This is a genomic window from Bordetella pertussis 18323 (assembly GCF_000306945.1).
In the GTDB taxonomy this organism is placed as follows: Bacteria; Pseudomonadota; Gammaproteobacteria; order Burkholderiales; family Burkholderiaceae_B; genus Bordetella; species Bordetella pertussis.
The window spans coordinates 4021036-4043846 of sequence record NC_018518.1 but is presented as its reverse complement, the minus strand read 5'-3'; the positions used below and the strand labels follow the sequence as shown (position 1 = coordinate 4043846).

19 protein-coding genes are annotated in these 22811 nt (G+C 64.5%); 12 read left to right on the top strand and 7 right to left on the bottom strand.

Features of this window, described 5'->3' with window-relative positions; translation table 11 throughout:
- Nucleotides 1–1724 precede the first annotated feature (1724 nt).
- The gene (locus BN118_RS19240) at nt 1725–1931 is read right to left on the bottom strand and encodes a cold-shock protein (RefSeq protein WP_010931694.1); all 207 of its coding nucleotides are present in this window, start codon (nt 1929–1931) and stop codon (nt 1725–1727) included.
- Nucleotides 1932–2330: 399 nt separating this feature from the next.
- Between BN118_RS19240 and BN118_RS19235 the strand changes: the two genes are divergently transcribed.
- Nucleotides 2331–3497, top strand: coding sequence for a pyridoxal phosphate-dependent aminotransferase (locus BN118_RS19235; RefSeq protein WP_014906142.1), 1167 nt, complete (start codon nt 2331–2333; stop codon nt 3495–3497).
- A gap of 75 nt (nt 3498–3572) precedes the next feature.
- Here BN118_RS19235 and BN118_RS19230 read toward each other — a convergent pair whose 3' ends face one another.
- The 5 genes from BN118_RS19230 to BN118_RS19210 all read right to left on the bottom strand — a co-directional run bounded on the left by BN118_RS19230 (nt 3573) and on the right by BN118_RS19210 (nt 8890).
- A complete protein-coding gene (locus tag BN118_RS19230) occupies nt 3573–5096 on the bottom strand; it encodes a tripartite tricarboxylate transporter permease (RefSeq protein WP_010931692.1) in 1524 nt (507 codons plus the stop codon).
- The gene (locus BN118_RS19225) at nt 5093–5530 is read right to left on the bottom strand and encodes a tripartite tricarboxylate transporter TctB family protein (RefSeq protein ID WP_033446144.1); all 438 of its coding nucleotides are present in this window, start codon (nt 5528–5530) and stop codon (nt 5093–5095) included. The genes BN118_RS19230 and BN118_RS19225 overlap by 4 nt, the downstream gene beginning before the upstream one ends.
- A 104-nt stretch (nt 5531–5634) precedes the next feature.
- The gene (locus tag BN118_RS19220) at nt 5635–6639 is read right to left on the bottom strand and encodes a Bug family tripartite tricarboxylate transporter substrate binding protein (protein WP_010931690.1); all 1005 of its coding nucleotides are present in this window, start codon (nt 6637–6639) and stop codon (nt 5635–5637) included.
- A 120-nt stretch (nt 6640–6759) separates the two neighbouring features.
- Entirely contained in the window at nt 6760–8187 is a 1428-nt protein-coding gene (locus BN118_RS19215) for a sensor histidine kinase (RefSeq protein WP_041166236.1), read from the bottom strand.
- Nucleotides 8188–8209: 22 nt separating this feature from the next.
- On the bottom strand, nt 8210–8890 hold the full coding sequence (locus tag BN118_RS19210) for a response regulator (RefSeq protein WP_003816057.1): 681 nt from the start codon (nt 8888–8890) through the stop codon (nt 8210–8212).
- A 557-nt stretch (nt 8891–9447) separates the two neighbouring features.
- On the opposite strand from BN118_RS19210, the gene BN118_RS19205 reads away from it, so the two are divergent.
- On the top strand, nt 9448–10722 hold the full coding sequence (locus tag BN118_RS19205; RefSeq protein WP_019248780.1) for an MFS transporter: 1275 nt from the start codon (nt 9448–9450) through the stop codon (nt 10720–10722).
- Here BN118_RS19205 and mnmE read toward each other — a convergent pair.
- A complete protein-coding gene (gene mnmE / locus BN118_RS19200; RefSeq protein WP_010931687.1) occupies nt 10667–12019 on the bottom strand; it encodes a tRNA uridine-5-carboxymethylaminomethyl(34) synthesis GTPase MnmE in 1353 nt (450 codons plus the stop codon). The genes BN118_RS19205 and mnmE overlap by 56 nt on opposite strands.
- A 116-nt stretch (nt 12020–12135) precedes the next feature.
- On the opposite strand from mnmE, the gene BN118_RS19195 reads away from it, so the two are divergent.
- The 10 genes from BN118_RS19195 (at nt 12136) to BN118_RS19150 (ending at nt 22766) form a co-directional block, all read left to right on the top strand.
- Nucleotides 12136–13722, top strand: a complete 1587-nt coding sequence (locus tag BN118_RS19195) for an ABC transporter substrate-binding protein (RefSeq protein ID WP_014906140.1) — start codon at nt 12136–12138, stop codon at nt 13720–13722.
- A gap of 19 nt (nt 13723–13741) precedes the next feature.
- Nucleotides 13742–14716 carry an ABC transporter permease gene (locus tag BN118_RS19190; protein ID WP_014906139.1) on the top strand — a complete coding sequence of 325 codons (975 nt, stop codon included), beginning with the start codon at nt 13742–13744 and terminating at the stop codon, nt 14714–14716.
- Nucleotides 14713–15633, top strand: a complete 921-nt coding sequence (locus BN118_RS19185) for an ABC transporter permease (RefSeq protein ID WP_014906138.1) — start codon at nt 14713–14715, stop codon at nt 15631–15633. Before BN118_RS19190 ends, BN118_RS19185 begins: the two co-directional genes overlap by 4 nt.
- Nucleotides 15634–15659: 26 nt before the next feature.
- Entirely contained in the window at nt 15660–16661 is a 1002-nt protein-coding gene (locus BN118_RS19180; RefSeq protein ID WP_014906137.1) for an ABC transporter ATP-binding protein, read from the top strand.
- On the top strand, nt 16658–17674 hold the full coding sequence (locus BN118_RS19175) for an ABC transporter ATP-binding protein (protein WP_003816041.1): 1017 nt from the start codon (nt 16658–16660) through the stop codon (nt 17672–17674). The genes BN118_RS19180 and BN118_RS19175 overlap by 4 nt, the downstream gene beginning before the upstream one ends.
- 57 nt (nt 17675–17731) lie before the next feature.
- The gene (locus tag BN118_RS19170; RefSeq protein WP_003816039.1) at nt 17732–18931 is read left to right on the top strand and encodes a M20 aminoacylase family protein; all 1200 of its coding nucleotides are present in this window, start codon (nt 17732–17734) and stop codon (nt 18929–18931) included.
- Nucleotides 18932–19060: 129 nt separating this feature from the next.
- The gene (locus tag BN118_RS19165; protein ID WP_003816037.1) at nt 19061–19984 is read left to right on the top strand and encodes a TauD/TfdA dioxygenase family protein; all 924 of its coding nucleotides are present in this window, start codon (nt 19061–19063) and stop codon (nt 19982–19984) included.
- 43 nt (nt 19985–20027) lie between these two features.
- Entirely contained in the window at nt 20028–21071 is a 1044-nt protein-coding gene (locus tag BN118_RS19160; RefSeq protein WP_010931682.1) for an ABC transporter substrate-binding protein, read from the top strand.
- A 1-nt stretch (nt 21072) separates the two neighbouring features.
- Complete coding sequence (locus BN118_RS19155; protein ID WP_010931681.1) at nt 21073–21888, top strand: ABC transporter ATP-binding protein; 816 nt, start codon at nt 21073–21075, stop codon at nt 21886–21888.
- Nucleotides 21885–22766, top strand: a complete 882-nt coding sequence (locus tag BN118_RS19150) for an ABC transporter permease (RefSeq protein ID WP_010927255.1) — start codon at nt 21885–21887, stop codon at nt 22764–22766. The genes BN118_RS19155 and BN118_RS19150 overlap by 4 nt, the downstream gene beginning before the upstream one ends.
- Nucleotides 22767–22811 lie beyond the last annotated feature (45 nt).

Below are 22811 nucleotides of genomic sequence, written 5' to 3'. Positions count from 1 at the left end.
GATGGGGAGAGATGAAAGAGCGTTCCGAGGCCATTATAGTGGCACCTCGTTCGGCGTTTCACGTGAAACATCGTAAGCCCTGTAATCCGTACGATCTATGCGGCTTATGCGCCACGGCCTCTGTCCAAAACGCCAGGCCTAGCAATGTTTCACGTGAAACATGCGGCGCCTGTTCCGACCCTCAATAATGCGATTACATGTTTCACGTGAAACAACGGCAGCATGAGCTGTCTGCCACGGGGTTCCGGGCAGCCAAAAACAACGATGTTTTTACCCCTACCCTACCCCTAGGCCAAAACAAGCGCAGTTTTGTCGTCAAACGGCCATGGCGGAATGACCAGAAGCAAGCCGGCTTTCCCGGCTGCCGCGATTTGGATGATCCCGATCAGGCAAGTACCGCACTCCTCCGTACACTGCGCTCGCCAACGCCTGTCCCTTCTCCGCTACACGCGCACGGCCGGCTACGCCCAACATTCGATCTCCAGGCTCGATCCGCATCCCGTTTCGTGTGCCGGCAGAATGTCCGGACTGCGCGGGCCCCCGCGCACGGGACAAGATCTCGAAACGCAGGGCCAATGGGATGGCTCGTCCAGGAAATCTCGCGGGCGTCGTCAACACGCCGCATGCCCGTTGCTGGGCTCAAGGATTTCTCCGACTTGCGGAATGTCCTGGACTCGTTGAGCGGGGGGCCGGACAAATCCGATATAGCGCAAGCGGCATGCCCACCACGAAGCATGTAATCAAAGCAGGTGGTCACGGGCCATGGCATCGAATGGCAATTTTCGTTTCACGTGAAACATCGCGACTCAATACTGCCAACACCGAGGAGCAGAAATATAAGACCGGTGTCTCGTTCAGGTCCGTCGAGCCGCATCGATCACGCAGGGAAAACGCTACCATCCAACGGCTTAATACTTTCGGCTAGGACCCGCCTGAGACTGGTAACACCAAGGCAACATTCATACGTGGACGCGGAAATTTGTGCGGCCTGCATCACCATCTTATCCACCGCCCCCTGTGGACAACCCGATCGCCCGGCGGGGCATCGGGATACGCGTGCCGTTGCCGCATCAATGCCCTCCGTCGAATCCACCCGTGTTGGTTGATGACCGACTCGAGACTGGCGTCGATGCCGGCACTGGCGAAGAACAACCATGGCGCCGGTACACAACCGTGCTGAATTGGGGATCAATCCCCAGAAGTATCCACAAATTTTTCGATCAGGAATCCTCCTGGAATATGTCTCGATACAGGCAAGAAAATTGGGGATATCTTTGTGAACAAATCGGGCCCGACCCGTAATGGAGGTGGGCCCGAAGTCGCCAAACCGTGACGTCCGGAGCTGCGCCGGAAACCCCAGCATGCATATCTGATCGCGTAACACCGTGGATTTACAGGAGATTTTCCCTGGCAAGCGTAGATCAACGAAAGAAGCTGCCCGGGGCGACTCGCACCATCGTCCCACCCGTGGCGCGAAATAACGATGTCATCCGCTGTGTAAAACTCCAGCACCATGTCCGGCGTCGGCGCGCGCAAGCCTGTCCGACCCAGGTGCCGGGCGGAGGCTTATCCACAAAGTTATCCAAGCCCGTAGTGATGTTAGTAAACACTAACTGCATGCCGTGCGGCGATGGCAAAAGCAACAACGCCCCAGAAGCTATGTTCCTGGGGCGTTGTAACCAGGCACTTGGGCCTGGTATGCGGGAAAAACGGGATTTCCCGATTCAGAGCGGGCGAATTTCGGCCGCTTGAGGTCCTTTCGGAACATCCTTCACTTCGAACTCGACTTCCTGACCTTCGTTCAGGCTGCGATAACCGCGGCCTTGAATCGCAGAGAAATGTGCGAATACGTCAGTACCGCCGCTGTCCGGAGTGATGAATCCATAACCCTTGTCGGCGTTGAACCACTTGACCTTGCCCTTTTGAGCCATTTTTTATAGCGTCCTGATATCGAAAAAAAGAAATGCAAGTGAATCAAGGACGCTGACCAACTGACCAACCGGCGGGCACACGCACCCGCTTCAACGTTGCGTTTGTGGCTTGCCATCTACAACAGTAACCGGGTTTGCGCACTGCTTGAATCAACTGCAGGATCAGCATACGCATCGCCTCCGAGGCGAACAAATAGTTGTTTACCCCTATGTGGCTTTTTTTTCACTTGTCTCACAAGTAACCGAGGCCGCCATGGCGACCGCGTAAAAGACCGCGGCCACCGGTCCATCGGCAAGCCCCGCACGCGGGCGCCGGCGGGGCGCCGAAGAACGCGATGAGTTAGTGGGATACTTACGAGAAACGCATTCCCATTGCTTGTCCACATTCCTACCATTGCCATGATCCGATCCAAGCTGCCCGATGTCGGCACCACGATTTTCACTGTCATGAGCCGGCTCGCCATCGAGCACAAGGCCATCAACCTGGGCCAGGGCTTCCCGGATTTCGATCCCGACCCCGAACTGTGCGCCCTGGTCGGCAAGGCCATGGCTGCCGGGCACAACCAGTATCCCTACATGCCTGGCGTGGCGCCATTGCGCGAGGCTATCGCCGCCAAGGTCAAGACCCTCTACGGCCATGCCTACGACCCGGAAACCGAAATAACCGTAACCAGCGGCGCCACGGAAGCGTTGATGGCCACCGTATTGGCGGCCGTAGGCCCTGGCGACGAAGTCGTGGTGATCGAACCCTGCTACGACTCGTACCTGCCGGCGATACGCCTGGCCGGCGGCACCGCCGTGCCCGTGCCCTTGCGCGCCCCCACCCGCGACGATCCGTACTACCGCATCGACTGGCAGCGCGTACGCGACGCCATCGGCGCGCGCACGCGGCTGCTCATGCTGAATTTCCCGCACAACCCGACCGGCGCAGTACTCGACGAAAGCGACCTGGACGCCCTGGAATCCATCGTGCGCGAAACGGGCGTGCTGTTGTTGTCCGATGAGGTGTACGAACACATCGTGTTCGACGGCAAGCCGCACGCCAGCCTGTCGCGCCGCCCTTTGCTGGCCGAACATGCGTTTGTCATCTCGTCATTTGGCAAGACGTATCACACCACTGGCTGGAAAGTCGGCTATTGCTGCGCGCCGCGCCAGCTCAGCGCCGAGCTGCGCAAGGTCCACCAGTTCATGGTGTTCACCGTGTCCTCGCCGATGCAATTCGCGTTGGCCGAGTACATGGCCAACCCCAAGCCCTACCTGGACCTGCCTGCGTTCTACCAGGCCAAGCGGGATCGCCTCGCGGCCGGCCTGGCCAACACGCGTTTTCGCCCCCTGCCCAGCCCCGGCACATTCTTCATGCTGGCCGACTACAGCGAGATAACCAAGCACGCCGAAGCCGATTTCGCGCGCCATCTCACCATCGACCATGGCGTAACCGTGATCCCGGTATCGGCGTTCTACCAGAATCCCGCCGCGCCCGAATCCAACCACCATCTGGTGCGCTTTTGTTTCGCCAAGCAGGACGCTACGCTGGACGCCGCCATCGAGCGTCTGGCCCACGTCTGAACGCGCCAGGACGCCGCGTGCGCCCAAGAAAAATGCCGCGGTGCGAACCGCGGCATTTTTCAATCGGCCGATCGACTACGACTGAGCGGCTTGCCTGCGGCGCGCGCTCAGGCGGCGCATCAATTGCGGAACGATCACCACCGCGGCAGCCGCGATCCACAGGCCTATCGATACCGGGCTGGAATACAGCACCACGGGATCGCCATTGGTGATGGACAGCGCCCGGCGCAGGTTCTGCTCCATCATGTCGCCCAGCACCACGCCCAGCACCAGCGGCGCCATCGGTACGCCGAACTTGCGCAGGAAGTAGCCCAGCGCGCCAATGGCCACCACCATCAGCAGGTCGAACGTGCCGGCATTGATCGCATAGACGCCGATGTAGCTGATGCACAGGATGCCGGGCACCATCATCCACGCCGGCACGGCCAGCACCTTCGAGAACACTCGCACCATCGGCACGTTCATGATGAACAGCAGGACGTTGGCGATGAACAGCGAGGCAATCAGGCCCCACACCAGTTCGGGCTTGCTGTCGAACAGCACCGGACCGGGCGTGATGTTGTAGAGCGTCAACGCGCCCATCATCACGGCGGTGGTGCCCGAGCCTGGCACGCCCAGCGTCAGCATGGGCACGAAAGACCCGATTGCCGACGCGGTGGCGGCCGATTCGGGCGCCACCAGGCCGCGCATATCGCCCTTGCCGAACTTGGCGTCGGGATCCTTGCTCTCGATGATGCGCTTTTCCTGCGAATAGGCAACGGCCGCCGCCACGCTGGCGCCGGCTCCGGGCAGCACGCCCACGCCGAAGCCCACCAGTGAACTGCGCACCACGCTCCACCACGTGAACGACAATTCTTTAAGGTTGAACAGTTTCCGGCCGCTCGGCTTGACCTCGATACTGTGTCCGGCCACGACCTTCTCCAGCATCTCCAGCATCTCGCTGACGGCGAACAGCGCGATCACCACGACAACGAAATCGATGCCGTCGGACAGGTGCACCGAATCAAAGGTATAGCGGTATACGCCCGAGTTCGAATCGACCCCGACCACCGAAATGCCCAACCCTATCATCGCCGCCAGCACGCCCTTGACGGGTTGCTTGCCAAGCAGGCTGGTCAGGCAGCAAAAGGCGAACACCATCAGCACGAAGTATTCGGCCGGCCCGAAGGCAAGCGCCCATTTGGCCAGCAGCGGCGCCAGCAGGATGATGCCGGTCACCGACACGATGGCGCCGAAAAAGGCGGACCACGCCGACAGCGACAACGCCACGTTGGCCAGGCCCTGGCGCGCCAGCGGATAACCATCCAGCGTGGTCATGATGGCGCTGGCCTCGCCCGGCACGTTGAGCAGGATCGAGGTGATGCGGCCGCCATATTCGGCGCCCACGTACACCGCCGCAAGCAGGATGAGCGCCATTTCGGGCGGCAGGTTCATCGCGAATGCGATCGGGATCAGCATGGCCACGCCGTTGATCGGGCCAAGCCCGGGCAACACGCCCACCATGGTTCCGAAGAACGAACCGATAGCCGCGACCAGTACGTTGGTCAGCGAGAAGGCAACGCCGAAACCGATGGCAAGATGATCGAGAATGCCGCTCATAGCAGACCCTCCAGCAACCCGGCCGGCAACACCACGTCCAGGACTTTGTCGAACAACAGGAAGAACAGCACGCCCATGATCAGGCCGCCGATGGCGCACTTGATCCAGTTGCCGCCGAACAGGCGGCCGACCGCGACGGTCATCAGCGCCGTGGCGATGACAAACCCCAGCCACTGGAACAGGAACGCATAGGCGGCCGCATACGCGATCATCAGGGCGATGCGCGCGTTGGCGCCGGCGGAGTTGGTCTCGACCTGGTGGCTGCCCTTGTAGACCAGGCGCAGGCCGCACAGGCCGATGATGAGTGCGACAAGCATCGGAAATGCGCGCGGCCCTACAGGTTCGTAGGCAAACGGCGCTTCGATGTCCCAGCCCGCCCATGTCATGAAGGCGGCCAGGATCAGGGCGAATACGCCCAACATTCGATCATTCATGATCCCGTATCCAATTCGAGAACACGGCGCGGACCGCCCCGATTGCGTGCGCACCGTTGGGAAGATGCGCGGCGGCGGCGCATGCCGCCGGCCGCGCGATCGGTTTACTTCTTGATGAGGCCGAAGCTGTCGGCCAGCTCGGCGTAGTTCTTGACCTGCTGCTTGACGTAGTCGTCCAGGTCCTTGCCGGTCTTGCTGAACGGGAACAGCCCCTGCTGTTCACGCAGCTTGGCGTATTCGGGCGAAGTCATCGTCTTGTCGAACGCGTCGACCCAGAACTGGTAGTCCTTGTCGGAGACCTTGGGACCGACGTAGAAACCGCGGATGATCGGCCATACGATGTCGTAGCCCTGCTCCTTGGCCGTCGGCACGTTGTTCAGCTTGCCCGGCAGGCGCTCGCTGTTGAAGACCGCCAGCACACGGATCGGCGCGCCGCCTTCGAGCATGGTGAAAGCCTCGGCGGCGTCGCCCATGTAGGCCTGGATGTAGCCACCGCGCAGCGCGGTCACCGCCTCACCGCCACCTTCGAACGCGACGAAACGCATTTTCTTGAAATCAACGCCGGCCGCCTTGGCCGTCAGCGCCGCTTTCATCCAATCCTGGCTGCCCACGGTGCCGCCGGCGCCCAGCACGATCTTGGTGGGATCCTGCTTGAAGGCCTCCATCAGGCCCTTGAGGTCGGTATAGGGCGAATCGTTGCGGATCACGGCCACGCCATAATCGGCGCCGATACCGGCCAGCCAACGCACGTCGTCGACCGAATACTTGCCGAACTTGCCTTGCGCCAGATTGAGCAGCGAACCACCGGAAAAGGCAACGATGGTGCCGGCCTCGCCCGGGTGCTGGGCCACGATGTTGTTGTAGGCCACGGCGCCAATGCCGCCAGGCATGTAGACGATGCGCATGGGCGCCTTGAGCGCGCCCGATTGCTTCAGGCCTTCGGTAGCCAGCCGGCAGGTCAGGTCGAAGCCGCCGCCGGGCTGGGCCGGGGCAATGCACTCGGGCCGACGCGGCTCGTCGCCGGCCGCATGGGCGGCGTTGCCAATGAACAGGGCGCACAGGCCAGCCAGGGCGGCAGCAGTCGCGCGGAATTTCGCCAGGGTATGCATCGATGCGGTCTCCGAGATCGTTGTTGGCATGTCGTGCGGACATGGATGGCCATGGAACGATCGCGCAGATCGCAGGCCAACGGATGAGCACCGTACCCAACCCTGCCTTTCCGGAACCTTTCAGATCACCACAATTTCGTGCGGCAGCGCAGCATTTCCCTTGAAACCTAGGGAAAACACCAGTGCCGCGCGCAAACCCGGCTGCGGCTGGCGGTTTTCCAGCACCAGCTGGCCGCCGTGGATTTCGATGATGGTCCGCACAATGGCCAGCCCCAGGCCCGCCCCCGACTTGTTCTTGCCGGCTGCGCCCCGGCGGAACCGTACGCTGGCGCGTGCAATGTCCTCGGCCGACATGCCGGGCCCGTTGTCTTCCACCACCAGCCAGGCATGGCCACCCTCGGCATGGACCTTGACCGTGACTTCGCTGCCGCGCGCCGTATACCGGATGGCGTTGTCGACCAGGTTGCTCAGCGCCTCGCGCAACAGCCACTCGACAGCCTGTACCCGGACCGGCGCGGCCTGCACATCCAGCCCCAGGTCCAGTTGCCTGGCCCGGGCAGCCGGCAACAAGGCCCGGATGACGCCGTCGGCCAGCTCGGCCAGGTCGACCGTTTCCAGCGGCAGGCCGCCCTCGGCCAGCGAGGCGTCCTTGGCGCGCGCCAGCGCGAGCATCTGGTTGGTGGTGCGTACCGCCCTGTCCAGGCCGTCCTGCATCGCCAGGAGGGCTGTACGGACCTCCTGGGGGTCTGTTTCACGCAAGGCATAGGCCGTCTGGGTCCGCAATACCGACAGCGGCGTGCGCAATTGATGCGACGCGTCGTCGAGGAACTGCCGCTGCACCCTCGCCAAGGCCGTAAATCGGGCCATGTGGAGGTTTACGGCGTGGATGAGGGGCTGGACCTCCCCTGGCATCTCCGACGCGCTCACGGGGCTTAGATCGTCCGCAGAACGGCTTGCAACTTCCTCGCGCAACCGTTCGAGCGGCCGCAGCGCCATGAAAACGCTCCAGATGACCACCAACACGCTGATCATCACCACCGCGAGGTCGCGTTCCACCGAGCGCACCAGCGCCCGATGCAGGAAGTCCTGCCGGGTCTCCAGGCTTTCGGCGACCTGGACGATTATACGTCCCCCTTTATCGTTGTAAAGCGGCGGATCCATCGGCCGCGCCAGCGCCGCCACCCGTACCGGCTGGCCCAGGTACTCGGCGTAGAAAAACTGCGGCTGGCCGGAGACCAGCGGCTGCGGCGGCAGCGGCAACTGGGGGTTGCCGATCTCGGCCAGGCCGTCTTCGGTCGCCACCCGGTAGTACACGTTGCCGTTGGCGGTCAGTTCGAAGAACTCCAGCATCAGGTAGGGCTGTTCGAGCGACAGTCCCCCGCTGGCTGTGGATATGTTGTGGTCGATGGATCGCAGCGCTCCGGAAAGCGAGCGGTCGTAGGCGATGTCGACCTGGTTGCGCAGTTGCTGGTTGGACAGCCACAAGGCTCCGGTCATGACGAAAACCAGCGCGGGAATCAGCCACCACAGCAACACCGTCTTCAGCATGCGATGGCGGGTTTTTTCCTGCCTACGGGTTGTCAACAGCGTTCTCCAGGCAATAGCCCATGCCGCGCATGGTGACGATCTGTACGCCGGTGTCGGCCAGCTTCTTGCGCAGCCGATGGACCAGGACCTCGATGGCCTCCAGGTTGACATCGCTGTCGCTGGACTGGATGCGATCGAGGATCTGTTGCTTGTTCAACGGTTCGCCGCTGCGCTGGATCAGGGCGCGCAGCACCGCATGTTCCCGGGGCGAAAGCGCCAGCGGCTGCCCTTTGACGGTGAATCGCTGTGACGCGGTATCCAGTGCCAGGTCGCCCAGCGTCAGGCGGGGATGTTCCCGTCCGCGGCTGCGGCGGATCAGTGCGGTCAGGCGGGCTTCGAGCTCCTCCAGCACGAAAGGCTTGGGCAGGAAGTCGTCGGCGCCCTGGTGCAGGGTACCCACTCTTTCGGCCAGCGAATCGCGCGCGGTCAGGACCAGGACTGGCGTACGGTCGTCGCGGGCGCGGATGCGGGTCAACAGGGTATGGCCGTCCATGCCGGGCAGGCCGAGGTCCAGGATGATGGCATCGAACTCTTCCACGGCCAGGCGGCGTTCGGCCAGCAGGCCGTCATCGGCCCATTCGACCACGAACCCGGCATGGCGGGCAAGGCTGCGCGATAGCCAGCGGGCGAGTTCGGCTTCGTCTTCGATCAACAGAATGCGCATGGCTGGATTTTGCAGCGCGAACGGCTGGTGGCTGGCATGTTTGATGTTTTTCCTTATAGTGTTCTTTATATAAAGACTAATGATTAATAAGGGCTGTGGATAACTACCTTAACCCTGAAAAGGGATTTTATTTCATACGCTTGCGAAGCTTTTAGGCTGTGCACTAGGTCTGTTTGGCTGGAGAGCCGAAGTTGGACAACATTTCGGACCATGGCCGAAAAGCAAGCTTGTTCAACCCGGGTCCACATACTGTGCACAAGCTTGCCTCCCAGTGGTTATCCATAGGGCGCCATGGCCTGGATCCGGGGGATGTCCGGCCCGAAATACGGTTTCCCAACCCCGTTTTCCAGCCTGCTGGCAGGCCCATACAGCGTAAATCAGCGGCGCGGCAAGCGCGCGCGGGCCTCGCCCGATGATGGCGTCTCCTGGACGCCGTGATCAAAAATTGAGCAGGAAATCCGGTCTCGGACGGCGCCTTCCATGCTTCGGCCAGGCATGACGCAAGCGGGAGCTGGCCAACCCATACTGCGGTTCGCGCGACATCAACCCGAGGCAGCATGACCCGACACTCGACCCCCTTCGCCGGACGCCAGGTGCTGGCGGCAAGTTTCGTCATGGCCATCTACGGCTGGGGAATGGGCTTCTATGGGCCGCCAGTATTCCTGCATGCCGTCGTCGAACGCACCGGCTGGCCGCTGCAATGGGTGGCGGGCATGGTCACGCTGCACTTCGTGGAGGGGGCGCTGGCCGTGGCCAACCTGCGGCGGCTGTACCGCCTTGCCGGCATTCCCATGGTCACGTTCTGCGGGGCGCTGGGAAGCGCGCTGGGCACATTCGGCTGGGCCGTGGCGGCCACGCCGTGGCAATTGGCCATTGCCGCGTTGGTGAGCGGCGCCAGCTGGGCGGCGCTGGGGGCCGCGGCGATCAACGCCCTGATCGAACCGTGGTTCGTGGTCCGGCGGCCCGCCGCGCTGGGCATGGCGTACAACGGTGCGAGCGTAGGCGGCATTGTCTTCTCCCCATTGTGGGCGCTGCTGATCCAGGCCTGGGGGTTCGCCTGGGCCGCGGGCGTGGTGGGCGCGTCCATGGTGCTGGTGATCGCCGTGCTGGCCAGCCTGGTCTTTACGCGCACGCCGGCCAATACGGGGCAGGCGCCGGACGGCGAGGCGGTCGCGCCCCGCCCGGCCGCAAACCCGGCGCCGCCCGCCAGGCCTGCGGGCCGCCTGCGCGAGGATCGGCGCTTCGTCACCCTGGCCGCGGCCATGTCGCTGGGTCTGTTCGCCCAGATGGGCCTGGTCGCGCACCTGTACTCGCTGCTCGTTCCTACCTTGGGTCCGGGCACGGCCGGGCTGGCAATGGGCGCGGCAACCGGCTGCGCGATAGCAGGCCGCACGATCGTGGGCCGCATCGCCGGCGCGGGGTCCGATCGCCGCCTGCTGGCGTCGCATGCCTATGCCATCCAGGCGCTGGGGGCCTTGCTTCTGCTGGCGGCCGGCGACACGCCGGCCCTGGTCTGGCTGGGCCTGCTGCTGTTCGGCTCGGGTATCGGCAACGCCACCTCGCTGCCGCCGCTGATCGCGCAAAACGAGTTCGATCCGGCCAGCGTGCGGCGCGTGGTGCCGCTCATCGTCGCCTTGTCGCAAGCCGCCTACGCGTTCGCACCGGCGGTCTTCGGGATGTTGCGCGGCGTCTCGGACGCGGCGTCGGCGCCATGGCTGTTCGTGGCCGCGGCGGCGCTGCAGGCCGCGGCCATCGCCTGCCTGTTGGCCGGGCGGGCTACTTGCCGATGCAGAAACTCGAAAAGATCTCGCCCAGCAAGTCGTCGCTGGTGAATTTGCCGGTGATGCCGGTCAGGGCTTCGTGCGCCAGGCGCAGCTCTTCGGCGAACAGGTCCAGCACGCGGTCGTCCTCGCGGGCGTGTTCGGTGGCGATCTCGAGATGCTGCGCGGCCTGTTGCAGCGCATGCAGATGGCGTTCGCGCGCCAGCCATGGCGATTCGGCGCCGGGGTTCCAGCCGGCCAGTTGCAGCAGGTGCTGGCGCAATGCGTCCAGGCCGATGCCGCCGCGCGCGGAGATGGCCAGGCTGTCGGGCTGGCCCTGGAACGCCGCGTCGAGCAGATCGACTTTGTTGAAGACGTTTAGCACCGGCGTGCGCGCGGGCAGGCGCCTGACGATTTGCGCGTCGAGGTGATCGGGCGGCTGGGTGACGTCCTGCAGGTGCAGGATGAGGTCGGCGCGCTCGATCTCTTTCCAGGTGCGTTCGATGCCTATGCTTTCGACGGCGTCGTCGGTGTCGCGCAAGCCGGCGGTGTCGACGATGTGCAGCGGTACGCCATCGATGTGGATCTCCTGCACGACCTTGTCGCGCGTGGTGCCCGCGATGGGCGTGACGATGGCGATGTCGTCGCCGGCCAGGGCGTTGAGCAGGCTGGATTTGCCCACATTGGGTTTGCCGGCCAGCACGACGTGCAGGCCTTCGCGCAGGATCACGCCCTGGCGCGCCTGGGCAATGAGCGTGTCGAGGTCGTGCGTGAGCGCCTGCAGCGTGGGCCGCGCCTGGTATTTCTCGAGGAAGTCGATTTCTTCTTCGGGAAAGTCCAGGGTGGCTTCCACCAGCATGCGCAGGTGGATGATGCGGTCGGACAGGTCGTTGACGCGCTGCGAGAACTCGCCCGACAGCGACGCCATGGCGCCGCGCGCGGCGGCTTCCGAGGAGGCGTCGATGAGGTCGGCCACGGCCTCGGCCTGAGCCAGGTCGAGGCGCTCGTTGAGAAAGGCGCGGCGGGTGAACTCGCCGGGTTCGGCCGGACGCAGTCCGAGGTCGTGGCCCGCCTGCAGGCAGCGCGCCAGGATGCGGCGCAGCACGGCGGGGCCGCCATGTCCCTGCAGCTCCAGTACGTCTTCGCCGGTATAGGAGTGCGGAGCACGGAAGTAGATGGCGAGCCCTTCGTCGATCACCTCGCCGTCGGCGGCGCGAAACGGCAGGTAGTGCGCGTGGCGCGGCGTCAGCGGACGCCCGAACAGCCGTTGTGCAAGTTCGGCGAGATCGGGCCCGGATATGCGCACCACGCCGATGCCCCCGCGGCCGGGGGCCGTGGCGATTGCAGCAATGGGGGCGTACAGGGACATGGCAAGCATCTGCGTAAAGGTAAGGACAATAAGGGAATATAACTGTTGCGCCGCCCGATGTTTGCTGGTTAACGTGGGCCGTTGGTCCTGAACCCGAACATCCATGGGAGAGCAAGATGATTTCTCGGCTTTCACGTGTAGTGACCTGCGGCTCGGTAATCGTGGCGTTGGCGTTGGGCGGGGCAAGCGCCGCGCTGGCCCGCGATCTGGTGGTGGCGTTGAAGACGGAGCCCAGTTCGATGGATCCGCAGTACCACGCGCTGACTCCCAATACCCAGATTTCCCAGACCATCTTCGATCCCATCGTGCGCGTGGACGAGCAGCTCAAGCCGCAGCCCGCGCTGGCCGAGTCGTGGACCGTCGATGGCAAGGTGTGGACGTTCAAGCTGCGCCCGGATGTGAAGTTCTCCGATGGCACGCCGTTCACGGCGGAGGACGTGGTCTTCACCTATGACCGCATTCCCAAGGTTTCCAACAGTCCGTCGCCGTTCACGCTGTACCTGGGGGCGGTGGCCAAGACCGAGGCGGTCGATCCGCTGACGGTGCGTATCACCACCAAGGATGTGACGCCCCTGCTGCTGGTAAACCTGGCGCAATTGCCCATCATGTCGAAGAAGGCCGCTTCGGGCCCGGCGCCGGAAGGCAAGACAACGACGGAGCTCAACAGCGGCAATGGACTGATCGGCACCGGACCGTACAAGTTCGTGTCGTGGAAGCGCGGCGCCGAATTCGTGCTGGCGCGCAACGAAAACTATTGGGGCAAGCCGCCCGCCTGGGACAAGGTGACCTACCGGCCCATGACCAATGCGGCGGCGCGCGTGGCGGCCTTGCTGGCCGGGGACGTCGACATGATCGAGGATCCGCCCACCGATGACCTGCCCAAGTTGAAGGCCGACAAGAAACTGTACGTCGAGGAAACGCCGTCGGTGCGCGTGGTGTATCTGGCGCTGGACCAGTATGCCGAGCCCAGTCCGGGCGTACAGGGCACGGACAAGAATCCGATGAAGGACAAGCGGGTGCGCGAAGCGTTGTCGCTGGCCTTGAACCGCGACGCGATCGTCGATCGCGTGATGGGCGGCGTGGCCAAACCGGCCGGCAATCTGCTGCCTTATCCGATGTTCGGTTCTTCCAAGGAGCATTCGCAGGCGCCCAAGGCCGATGTGGAAAAGGCCAAGGCCTTGTTGAAGGAAGCAGGCTATCCCAATGGCTTTTCCATCACGCTGGGTTCGCCGTCCGGCCGCTATGTCAACGACGCCAAGGTGGCGCAGGCCATCGCGTCGATGTGGACGCGTATCGGCGTGAAGACCAGCGTGGATTCGATGGCGCCGCCGGTGTTCTTCAAGAACCGCGACAGCTATGCGTTCAGCGCCTATCTGGCGGGCTGGTCGGTGACCAGCGGCGAGATGTCCAACGCCCTGACCTCGCTGCTGGTTACGCGCAACCCCGAGGCTGGCCTGGGTACCACGAACCGCAGCCGCTATTCGAACCCGGCGATGGACGAGCTGGTCAAGCAGGCTTCATCGACCATGGATGACGCCAAGCGCGCCGAGTTGCTGCAAAAGGCCAGCAATCTGGCCATGGACGACTACGCCATGCTGCCGGTGCATTTCGAGCTGTCGGTGTGGGCCATGAAGAACGACATCCGCTATACCGGGCGTCCCGACCAGACCACGCTGGTGCAGTACGCCACGGTGAAGAAATAGGCGAGACGCGGAGCCGCGCGTGCTGGCAACCATCATACGCAGGCTGCTGCAGACAGTCGTGGTCATGCTGGTGATGTCGGCGCTGGTGTTTGCCGGCATCTACATGGTGGGCGACCCCGTGTCGATGCTGGCCAGCCCGGAAGCCACCGAAGCGCAGCGCACGGCCATCCGCGTGTCGCTGGGGCTGGACCAGCCCCTGTGGAAGCAGTACCTGATCTTCATGGGCCAGGCGGTGCGCGGCGACTTCGGCAACAGCTTCCTGACCGGCGAACCGGCCATGCGGCTCATCCTGGAACGCATGCTGGCCACGCTGGAGCTGGCTTGCGTGGCCATGCTGCTGTCGGTGCTGATCGGCGTGCCGCTGGGCATACGCGCGGGCCTCAAGCCCAAGGCGCCGGCCTCGCGCGTCATCATGACGGGTTCGGTGCTGGGGTTTTCGCTGCCGAATTTCTGGGTCGGCCTGATGCTGATCATGATATTCGCGGTGACGCTGGGCTGGTTGCCGGCCAGCGGACGAGGCCAGACCGTCAGCGTGGCAGGCCTGTCGCTCAGCGTCCTGACGCTGGATGGCTGGGCCAGCCTGATCCTGCCGGCGGCCACCATTGCGCTGGCGAAATGCGCCATGATCATCCGCGTGACGCGCGCGGCCACGCGCGAGAGCCTGCCGCAGGATTACATCAAGTTCGCGCGCGCCAAGGGCCTGCCGGAAAAGCGTGTGCTGGGCGTGCATTTGCTGAAGAACATCCTGATTCCCATCGTGACGGTCGCCGGCCTGGAGTTCGGCCAGGTGGTGGAGTTCGCGGTGGTGACGGAAACCGTTTTCTCGTGGCCGGGCATGGGCAAGCTGCTGATCGATTCCATCATCAACCTGGATCGCCCCGTGGTGGTGGCTTACCTGCTGCTGATCGTGTTCTTCCTGGTCATGCTCAATCTCGTCGTGAACATCATCTATACGGTGCTGGATCCGCGCGTACGCCTGGATAGCCGCCAATGACCGTGCCTGTCCAACTTTCCCCCGTCCCGGCGCCAGTTGGCGAAGAGGCGCCGCTGCGGCGCTTCCTGAGCGATTTCTGCGCCAGCAAGCTGGCACTGCTGGGCCTGGCGCTGTTGCTGGTCGTGGTGGGGGCGGCGGTGTTCGCGCCGTGGATCGCGCCGCAGAATCCCTACGATATCGGCGGGCTGGATATCCTCGATTCGAAACTGCCGCCAGGCAGCGAGGCCGGCGACGGCAGCATGCGCTACTGGCTGGGTACCGATGGCCTGGCGCGCGATGTGCTGTCGGCCATCATCTATGGCATGCGCACCAGCCTGATCGTTGGCACGGTGTCGGTGCTGGCGGCGTTCGCCATCGGCGCCACCGTGGGCCTGATCGCGGCGTACTTCGGCGGCCGCATCGACGCGTTGCTGATGCGCATCGTGGATATCCAGCTTTCGTTCCCGGCCATTCTGGTGGCGCTGATCCTGCTGGCCATCCTGGGCAAGGGCGTGGACAAGGTGATCATTGCGCTGGTGGTGGTGCAATGGGCCTATTTCGCGCGCGCCGCGCGCGGCGCCGCGCTGGTCGAACGCGGCAAGGAATACGTCGAGGCGGCGCGCTGCCTGTCGCTGGGCTGGGGGCGCGTGTTGCTGCGCCATGTGCTGCCCAATTGCATGCCGCCTCTCATCGTCATCGCCACGATCGACCTGGCGCATGCGATCGCGCTGGAGGCCACGTTGTCGTTCCTGGGCGTCGGCGTGCCGGTGACCGAGCCGTCGCTGGGCATGCTGATCGCCAACGGTTTCGAATACCTGCTGTCCGGCCATTACTGGATCTCGTTCTTTCCGGGTATCGCGCTGGCGATTGCCATCATCGCCATCAACCTGGTGGGCGACCATCTGCGCGATGTCCTGAATCCTCGCAATGCGGGCTGAGGCCCGCCACGAACAAGAGCCCACGCATGCAAGCAAGCCTGTCCAGCCCGCCCGAATCGGCCACCCGGCCGGTATTGGAGGTCAAGGGCCTGAAAACGCAGTTCGCCACGCGCGCCGGCGTGGTCAAGGCTGTGGACGGAGTGGACATGTATTTGCGCCACGGCGAGATACTGGGCCTGGTGGGCGAGTCGGGTTCGGGCAAGAGCATCACCGGATTCTCGCTGATCGGCTTGCTGGACGAGCCAGGACGGGTGGTGGAAGGCGAGATCAGGTTCGACGGAGAGGACCTGCGCCAGGCGGCGCCGGCACGCTGGCGCGCGCTGCGTGGCGATGCCATGGCCATGATCTTCCAGGACCCGATGATGACGCTCAATCCGGTACTGCGGGTGGATACGCAGATGGTCGAGACGGTGCTGGCGCACCGGCGCGTCAGCCGTAGCGAAGCCTACCAGCGCGCCCTGCAAGTGTTGACCATGGTCGGCATACCCGCGCCGCGCGAGCGCCTGCGCGCCTATCCGCACCAGCTGTCGGGCGGCATGCGCCAGCGGGTGGCGATCGCCATTGCCTTGCTCAATTCGCCGCGCCTGATCATCGCCGACGAACCGACCACCGCCCTGGATGTGACCATACAGGGCCAGATCCTCTACGAGATGCGTAAGCTGTGCGAGGAAACCGGCACGGCCTTGATATGGATCACGCATGACCTGGCCGTGGTGGCCGGACTGGCCGATCGCGTGGCGGTGATGTATGCCGGGCGCATTGTCGAGACGGGCAGCGCCGCCGATGTGATCGAGCACGCGATGCATCCGTACACGCACGGCCTGATCGCGTCGATTCCCACGCCGGATACGCGCGGCAAGCCGCTGGACCAGATACCGGGAATGACCCCATCGCTGTTGAACCTGCCCGCCGGCTGTGCGTTTCGCACGCGCTGTCCGCGTGCTTCGCAGGCCTGCCTGCAGGCGCCGGAACCGGTCGAGGTGCGTCCGGCGCACTGGGTACGTTGCTGGCACGCGGGAGAGGCATGATGGACGCGCCGGTGCTTGCCTTGAGGAACCTGGAGATGCGCTTCGTGCAATCGGTCGATCTTGCCGGACGCATCGCCAACCTGTTTGGCGCCGGGTTGCGCACGCAGGTGGTGCACGCGGTGGCGGACGTCGATCTGGATGTGGCCCCCGGCGAGGTCCTGGGCATTGTCGGCGAGTCCGGCTGCGGAAAATCCACGCTGGGCCGCATGGCCGCCGGCATCCTGCGGCCTTCCGGCGGCACGATCGCGTGGCGCGGCGCGCCGGTGGCGCAGATGGGGGCCTCGCAGCGCCGCGCCTACGAGCTGGGTGTGCAGATGATCTTCCAGGATCCGTATGCGTCGCTCAATCCGCGCATGCGCGTGAGGGACATCATCGGGGAGGCGCCCGTGGCCCATGGCATGGTGCTTTCCCGCGACAAGGCCGAATACGTGGCCGGCCTGATGCGCCAGGTGGGCCTGGACCCGGCCTATGCGCAGCGCTATCCGCACCAGTTCTCGGGCGGACAGCGCCAGCGCATCGGTATCGCCCGCGCATTGGCGCTCAAGCCCGCGGTCATCGTCTGCGACGAGGCCGTGGCGGCGCTGGATGTTTCCATCCAGGCACAGGTGATCAACCTGTTCGCGCAACTGCGCCAAGATCTGGGGCTGACGTATCTGTTCATCAGCCACAACCTGAGCGTGGTCAGCCATATATCGGACCGGGTGGCCATCATGTACCTGGGGCGTGTCGTCGAGCTGGCGCCGACCATCCAGGTGTTCGAGCATGCCAACCATCCGTACACGCAGGCCTTGCTGGCCGAGTTGCCCACGCTGCGGGTGCAACGGCGCCAGTACCGGCCCATCAAGGGTGAACTGCCGTCGCCGCTGGCGCCGCCGCCTGGCTGTGCGTTCCATCCGCGCTGCCCGCATGCCATGCCGCGCTGCAGCGTGGAACGGCCCTTGCTGCGCGAGATCGCGCCGGGCCATACCAGCGCCTGCCACCTCAATGACATTGCCGCGGCGCAGCAGGCCTGAGCGCGCCGCGCGCTGTGCTAAAAGAAACGGAAACGTCCAACTGTCCGGATCCTTGCCATGAAGACCATCGAAGCCATCGAACGCGCGCACGCCGACCTCACCGCGTTGCGCCGCGATATCCATGCCCACCCCGAGTTGGCGTTCAACGAGACGCGCACGTCTGCCCTAGTGGCGGAAAAATTGCGCGAATGGGGGCTGGAGGTGCATACGGGGCTGGGCAAGACCGGCGTGGTCGGCGTGCTGCGCGCGGGTTCGGGCGGCAAGCGCATCGGGCTGCGCGCGGACATGGACGCCTTGCCGATGCCCGAGCACAACCGCTTCGCGCATCGCTCCACCATCGAGGGCCGCATGCACGGTTGCGGCCATGACGGCCACACGGCCATGCTGCTGGGCGCGGCGCAGTACCTGGCCGCGCATCGCGATTTCGACGGCACGGTGCATTTCATCTTCCAGCCGGCCGAGGAAGGCGGCAACGCCGGGGCCCGCGCCATGATGGAGGACGGCCTGTTCGATCGCTTTCCGTGCGACGCCGTGTTCGGCATGCACAACATGCCCGGCATGCCGGCCAACACATTCGGCTTCCGCGCCGGGCCGGCCATGGCGTCGAGCAATCGCTGGGACATCGTCATCAACGGCGTGGGAGGCCATGCCGCGCAGCCGCATCGCTCCATCGATCCTATCGTGATCGCGGCCGAAATGGTGCAGTCCCTGCAGACCGTCATTTCGCGCAGCAAGGATCCGCTGGATTCCGCGGTACTGTCGATCACGCAGATCCATGCCGGCGACGCCTACAACGTGATTCCCGGCAGCGCGGTGTTGCGCGGTACGGTGCGTACCTATACGGTGGCGGCGCTCGACCGCATCGAGGAAGACATGCGGCGCATCGCCACGACGCTGCCGCAGGTGTATGGCGCAACCGGCGACCTGGATTTCGTGCGCGCCTATCCGCCGCTGGTGAACTGGGAGGCGGAGACCGCTTTCGCCGCGCAGGTGGCCGAGCAGTCCTTCGGCAGCGGCCAGGTGGACCGCGATATTCCGCCGTTCATGGGCGCCGAGGATTTTTCCTTCTTCCTGGAAAAGGTGCCGGGCTGCTATCTGTTCCTGGGCAACGGCGATGGCGATCATCGGCTGGAAACCTACCACGGCATGGGGCCGTGCCAGCTGCATAACTCCAACTACGACTTCAACGATGCACTGTTGCCGGTGGGCGCCAGCTACTGGGTCAAGCTGGTGCAGGCCTATCTGCCGAGCGCCTGATGCGGCGGGTTATATGCATATGGCCGGCAATGGCATATGACACCAGGCTTTGTGCAAAGGCCGATTAAATCGTTGGTATAGGGCTTGCGCGTTTTCATAATGGATCGCTCCTGAACAAGGAGCGGTTCCATGTCCCATGCCAACGCACTGCGCCAGCCTTCCATCGCTTTCCCTCCCGACGTGCTCGCGCACGGCCCGTCCCAGGACTTCACGGTCCGGCCGTTGAACGACGCGCTGGGCGCGGAGATCGTCGGCATCGACCTGGCGCGTGCGCTGAGTGCCGCCGATTTTGCCCGCGTGCGCCGTGCGCACCTGGATCATCACCTGGTGGTGTTTCGCGACCAGCGCATCACGCCCCGGCAGCACATCGATTTCAGCCGCCGCTTCGGCCGCCTGATGATCCATGTGCTGCATCAGTTCCACCTTGCGCATAACCCGGAAATCCTGGTGGTGTCCAACATCGTCGAGAACGGCGCGCCGGTCGGCCTGGGCGACGCCGGCAAATACTGGCATTCGGATATCTCGTATAAGCCGCTGCCCAGCCTGGGTTCGCTGCTGCATGCGCAGGAACTGCCCGCCATCGGCGGCGATACGCTGTTTGCCAATATGCATCGCGCCTACGAAACGCTGCCGCGCGCATTGCGCGAGGCGGTCGATGGCCGGCGCGCGGTGCATTCCTATCTGGCCAAGTACGGCCAGCTGCAGAAGGAAGGAAACTGGCGCCCGACGTTGAGCGCGGCCCAGCTGGCGCAGGTGCAGGAGGTGGCGCACCCGGTCGTGCGCACGCATCCGGAAACCGGCCGGCGCGCGCTGTTCGTCAGCGAGGGCTTCACGACGCGCATCGAAGGCGTGGCTGCGGACGAGAGCCGGCAGATCCTGGACGAGCTGTTCGCGCACAGCACCCGCTCCGAGCACATCTATCGCCATCAGTGGCGCGACCACGATCTGGTGTTCTGGGATAACCGTTCGCTGATCCACCTGGCCGCCGGTTGTCCGCCCGAGCTGCGTCGCAAGCTGTACCGCACCACGATCGAAGGCGACGCGCCGTTCTGACGCGCGTCTGCCGCACCCACCCGACATCAGCCAGGAATTCCTCATGCGATCCCACGAAACCGTTCGCCAACGCCTTGCCCGCTATGTATCCGCGTCCTTGCTTGGAGCCTTCATCGCCGTCCTGGCGCTGGCCTCGCCCACGCCTGCGCTGGCCGAGGGCCGCATCCGCATCGCCGAACAATACGGCATCGTTTATCTGCTGCTCAATGTGGCGCGCGACCAGCAACTGATAGAAAAGCACGGCAGGCAGGCCGGCGTGGACATCGATGTGCAATGGACGCGCCTGTCGGGCGGCGCTGCCGTCAACGACGCCCTGCTTTCGGGCGCCATCGATATCGCCGGCGCCGGCGTGGGGCCGCTGTTGACGATCTGGGACCGTACCCTGGGACGCCAGAACGTGCGAGGCGTGGCGTCGCTGGGCAACTTTCCCTATTACCTGGTCAGCAACAACCCGCGTGTGAAGACGATTGCCGACTTCACCGACAAGGACCGCATCGCGCTGCCCGCCGTTGGCGTTTCGGTGCAGGCGCGCGTGTTGCAGCTTGCGTCGGCCAAGCTGTGGGACGACGAACACTACAACAGGCTGGATGCCATTTCGGTGGCCTTGCCGCATCCGGATGCCGCCGCGGCGATCATCTCCGGCGGCACCGAGATCACCGGCCATTTCGGCAATCCGCCGTTCCAGGAGCAAGAGCTGGCCGGCAATGCCAATGCGCGCATCGTGCTGAAATCCTATGACGTGCTGGGCGGGCCGGGCTCATCGACGGTGTTGTTCGCCACCGAGAAATTCCGCCGCGAAAATCCCAAGACCTATGCGGCGTTCCAGGTCGCATTGCAGGAGGCCGCGCAGTTCGCAAGCGCACACCCCGAACAGGCGGCCGACATCTACATCAGGCTGGCCGGCGCCAAGATCGACCGCGACTTCCTGATCCGCATCATCAGCAATCCCGAGGTGCAGTTCAAGGTGGCGCCACAGAACACGTATGCGCTGGCGGCATTCATGCACAAGGTGGGCGCGATCAAGAACAAGCCGCAAAGCTGGCGCGATTACTTCTTCGACGACGCGGCCACCGCGCAGGGAAGCTGAGATGGGCGCGCATCGTTTCGATTCCTCGGCCGAACCGCTGCTGCGCGCCGACGGCGTGACGCTGGAGTACAAGACGCCACGGCGCCGCGTGCGCGCCACGCATCGCGTCAGCTTCGACATGCTGCCGGCCGATCGCTTCATCCTGTTGGGGCCGTCGGGCTGCGGAAAATCCACCCTGCTCAAGGCCGCGGCCGGTTTTCTGGCGCCAAGCGAGGGACAGTTCCTGCTCGACGGACGGCCGATAGACGCGCCGGGACCGGACCGGGTGGTGGTGTTCCAGGAGTTCGACCAGCTGCCGCCCTGGAAGACGGTGCGGGAAAACGTGGCGTTCGGCCTGGTGGCGGCGCGCCGCCTGCCGCGTGCGCAGGCGCTGGAGCGCGCCACGCACTATCTGGAGAAGGTCGGCCTGGGCGCGTTCGCCGATGCCTATCCGCATACCTTGTCGGGCGGCATGAAGCAGCGGGTGGCGATCGCGCGGGCCCTGGCGATGCAGCCGCGCATTCTGCTGATGGACGAGCCATTCGCCGCGCTCGACGCCTTGACGCGCCGGCGCATGCAGGAAGAGCTGCTGGGCTTGTGGGAGGACGCATCGTTCACGCTGCTGTTCGTTACCCATTCGATCGAAGAAGCGCTGGTGCTGGGCAACCGCATCCTGTTGCTGTCGCCGCATCCAGGGCGCGTGCGGGCGGAATTGAACGCGCAGCAGTTCGGACTGCACAGCATGGGTTCGGCCGCCTTCCAGGCGGCCGCCGCCCGCATCCACGGCCTGCTGTTCGACGTCGAGCCGCAAGCCGTGCCGCAACGGGCCGCCGCATGACGAACGCTACCCTGCCCTTGGCCATTGCGCGGCCCGAATACGAACAATCGTTGGCGCCCTTGCCGGCCGATATCGCGATACAGGCGCCGTTGCCATGGCACGAACGCCTGCTGGGCCATGCGTGGCTGCGCAAAGTGCTGATCCTGCTCTTGCTGGCCCTGGCATGGGAAGCCATGGCGCGCTATACCGACAACGATCTGCTGTTGCCAGGCGCATGGCAGACTGCCCGGGCATTCTTCCAGGAGCTGGGCTCCGGACAATTGCCGGCGCGCGCCGCGCTCTCGTTTTCCGTGCTGTTCAAGGGCTATGCGGCCGGCGTGGCGCTGGCCTTCGTATTGACCACGCTGGCGGTATCGACGCGCTTTGGCCGCGATCTGCTCTCCACGCTGACGGCGATGTTCAATCCGCTGCCGGCCATTGCCTTGCTGCCGCTGGCCATGCTGTGGTTCGGCCTGGGCCAGGGCAGCCTGGTTTTCGTATTGATTCATTCCGTGCTGTGGGCAATGGCTGTGAATATGTACTCGGGCTTCCTGACGGTGTCGGAAACCCTGCGCATGGCGGGGCGCAACTACGGACTGACGGGCTTGCGCTATGTGCTGGGGATCCTGGTGCCGGCCGCGCTGCCTTCGATCCTGTCGGGCCTGCGCATTGCCTGGGCCTTTGCCTGGCGCACGTTGATCGCCGCCGAGCTGGTGTTCGGCGCGTCCAGCGGCAAAGGCGGGCTGGGCTGGTACATCTTCCAGAATCGCAACGAGTTATACACAGATCGCGTTTTCGCCGGCCTGGCCGCCGTGGTGCTGATCGGCCTGGCTGTGGAAAACCTGGTGTTCGACACGCTGGAGCGCGTGACGGTGCGCCGTTGGGGCATGCAGCGCTGAATGCCGCCGGCGGCCGGCCCGTTGCGGGCGCGGCCGCCTTGTGTC

Coding starts and splice junctions, on each gene's coding strand:
- BN118_RS19240 (WP_010931694.1), bottom strand. CDS start 1,931: ATGGCTCAAAAGGGCAAGGTCAAGTGGTTCAACGCCGACAAGGGTTAT.
- BN118_RS19235 (WP_014906142.1), top strand. CDS start 2,331: ATGATCCGATCCAAGCTGCCCGATGTCGGCACCACGATTTTCACTGTC.
- BN118_RS19230 (WP_010931692.1), bottom strand. CDS start 5,096: ATGAGCGGCATTCTCGATCATCTTGCCATCGGTTTCGGCGTTGCCTTC.
- BN118_RS19225 (WP_033446144.1), bottom strand. CDS start 5,530: ATGAATGATCGAATGTTGGGCGTATTCGCCCTGATCCTGGCCGCCTTC.
- BN118_RS19220 (WP_010931690.1), bottom strand. CDS start 6,639: ATGCATACCCTGGCGAAATTCCGCGCGACTGCTGCCGCCCTGGCTGGC.
- BN118_RS19215 (WP_041166236.1), bottom strand. CDS start 8,187: ATGCTGAAGACGGTGTTGCTGTGGTGGCTGATTCCCGCGCTGGTTTTC.
- BN118_RS19210 (WP_003816057.1), bottom strand. CDS start 8,890: ATGCGCATTCTGTTGATCGAAGACGAAGCCGAACTCGCCCGCTGGCTA.
- BN118_RS19205 (WP_019248780.1), top strand. CDS start 9,448: ATGACCCGACACTCGACCCCCTTCGCCGGACGCCAGGTGCTGGCGGCA.
- mnmE (WP_010931687.1), bottom strand. CDS start 12,019: ATGTCCCTGTACGCCCCCATTGCTGCAATCGCCACGGCCCCCGGCCGC.
- BN118_RS19195 (WP_014906140.1), top strand. CDS start 12,136: ATGATTTCTCGGCTTTCACGTGTAGTGACCTGCGGCTCGGTAATCGTG.
- BN118_RS19185 (WP_014906138.1), top strand. CDS start 14,713: ATGACCGTGCCTGTCCAACTTTCCCCCGTCCCGGCGCCAGTTGGCGAA.
- BN118_RS19180 (WP_014906137.1), top strand. CDS start 15,660: ATGCAAGCAAGCCTGTCCAGCCCGCCCGAATCGGCCACCCGGCCGGTA.
- BN118_RS19175 (WP_003816041.1), top strand. CDS start 16,658: ATGATGGACGCGCCGGTGCTTGCCTTGAGGAACCTGGAGATGCGCTTC.
- BN118_RS19170 (WP_003816039.1), top strand. CDS start 17,732: ATGAAGACCATCGAAGCCATCGAACGCGCGCACGCCGACCTCACCGCG.
- BN118_RS19165 (WP_003816037.1), top strand. CDS start 19,061: ATGTCCCATGCCAACGCACTGCGCCAGCCTTCCATCGCTTTCCCTCCC.
- BN118_RS19160 (WP_010931682.1), top strand. CDS start 20,028: ATGCGATCCCACGAAACCGTTCGCCAACGCCTTGCCCGCTATGTATCC.
- BN118_RS19155 (WP_010931681.1), top strand. CDS start 21,073: ATGGGCGCGCATCGTTTCGATTCCTCGGCCGAACCGCTGCTGCGCGCC.
- BN118_RS19150 (WP_010927255.1), top strand. CDS start 21,885: ATGACGAACGCTACCCTGCCCTTGGCCATTGCGCGGCCCGAATACGAA.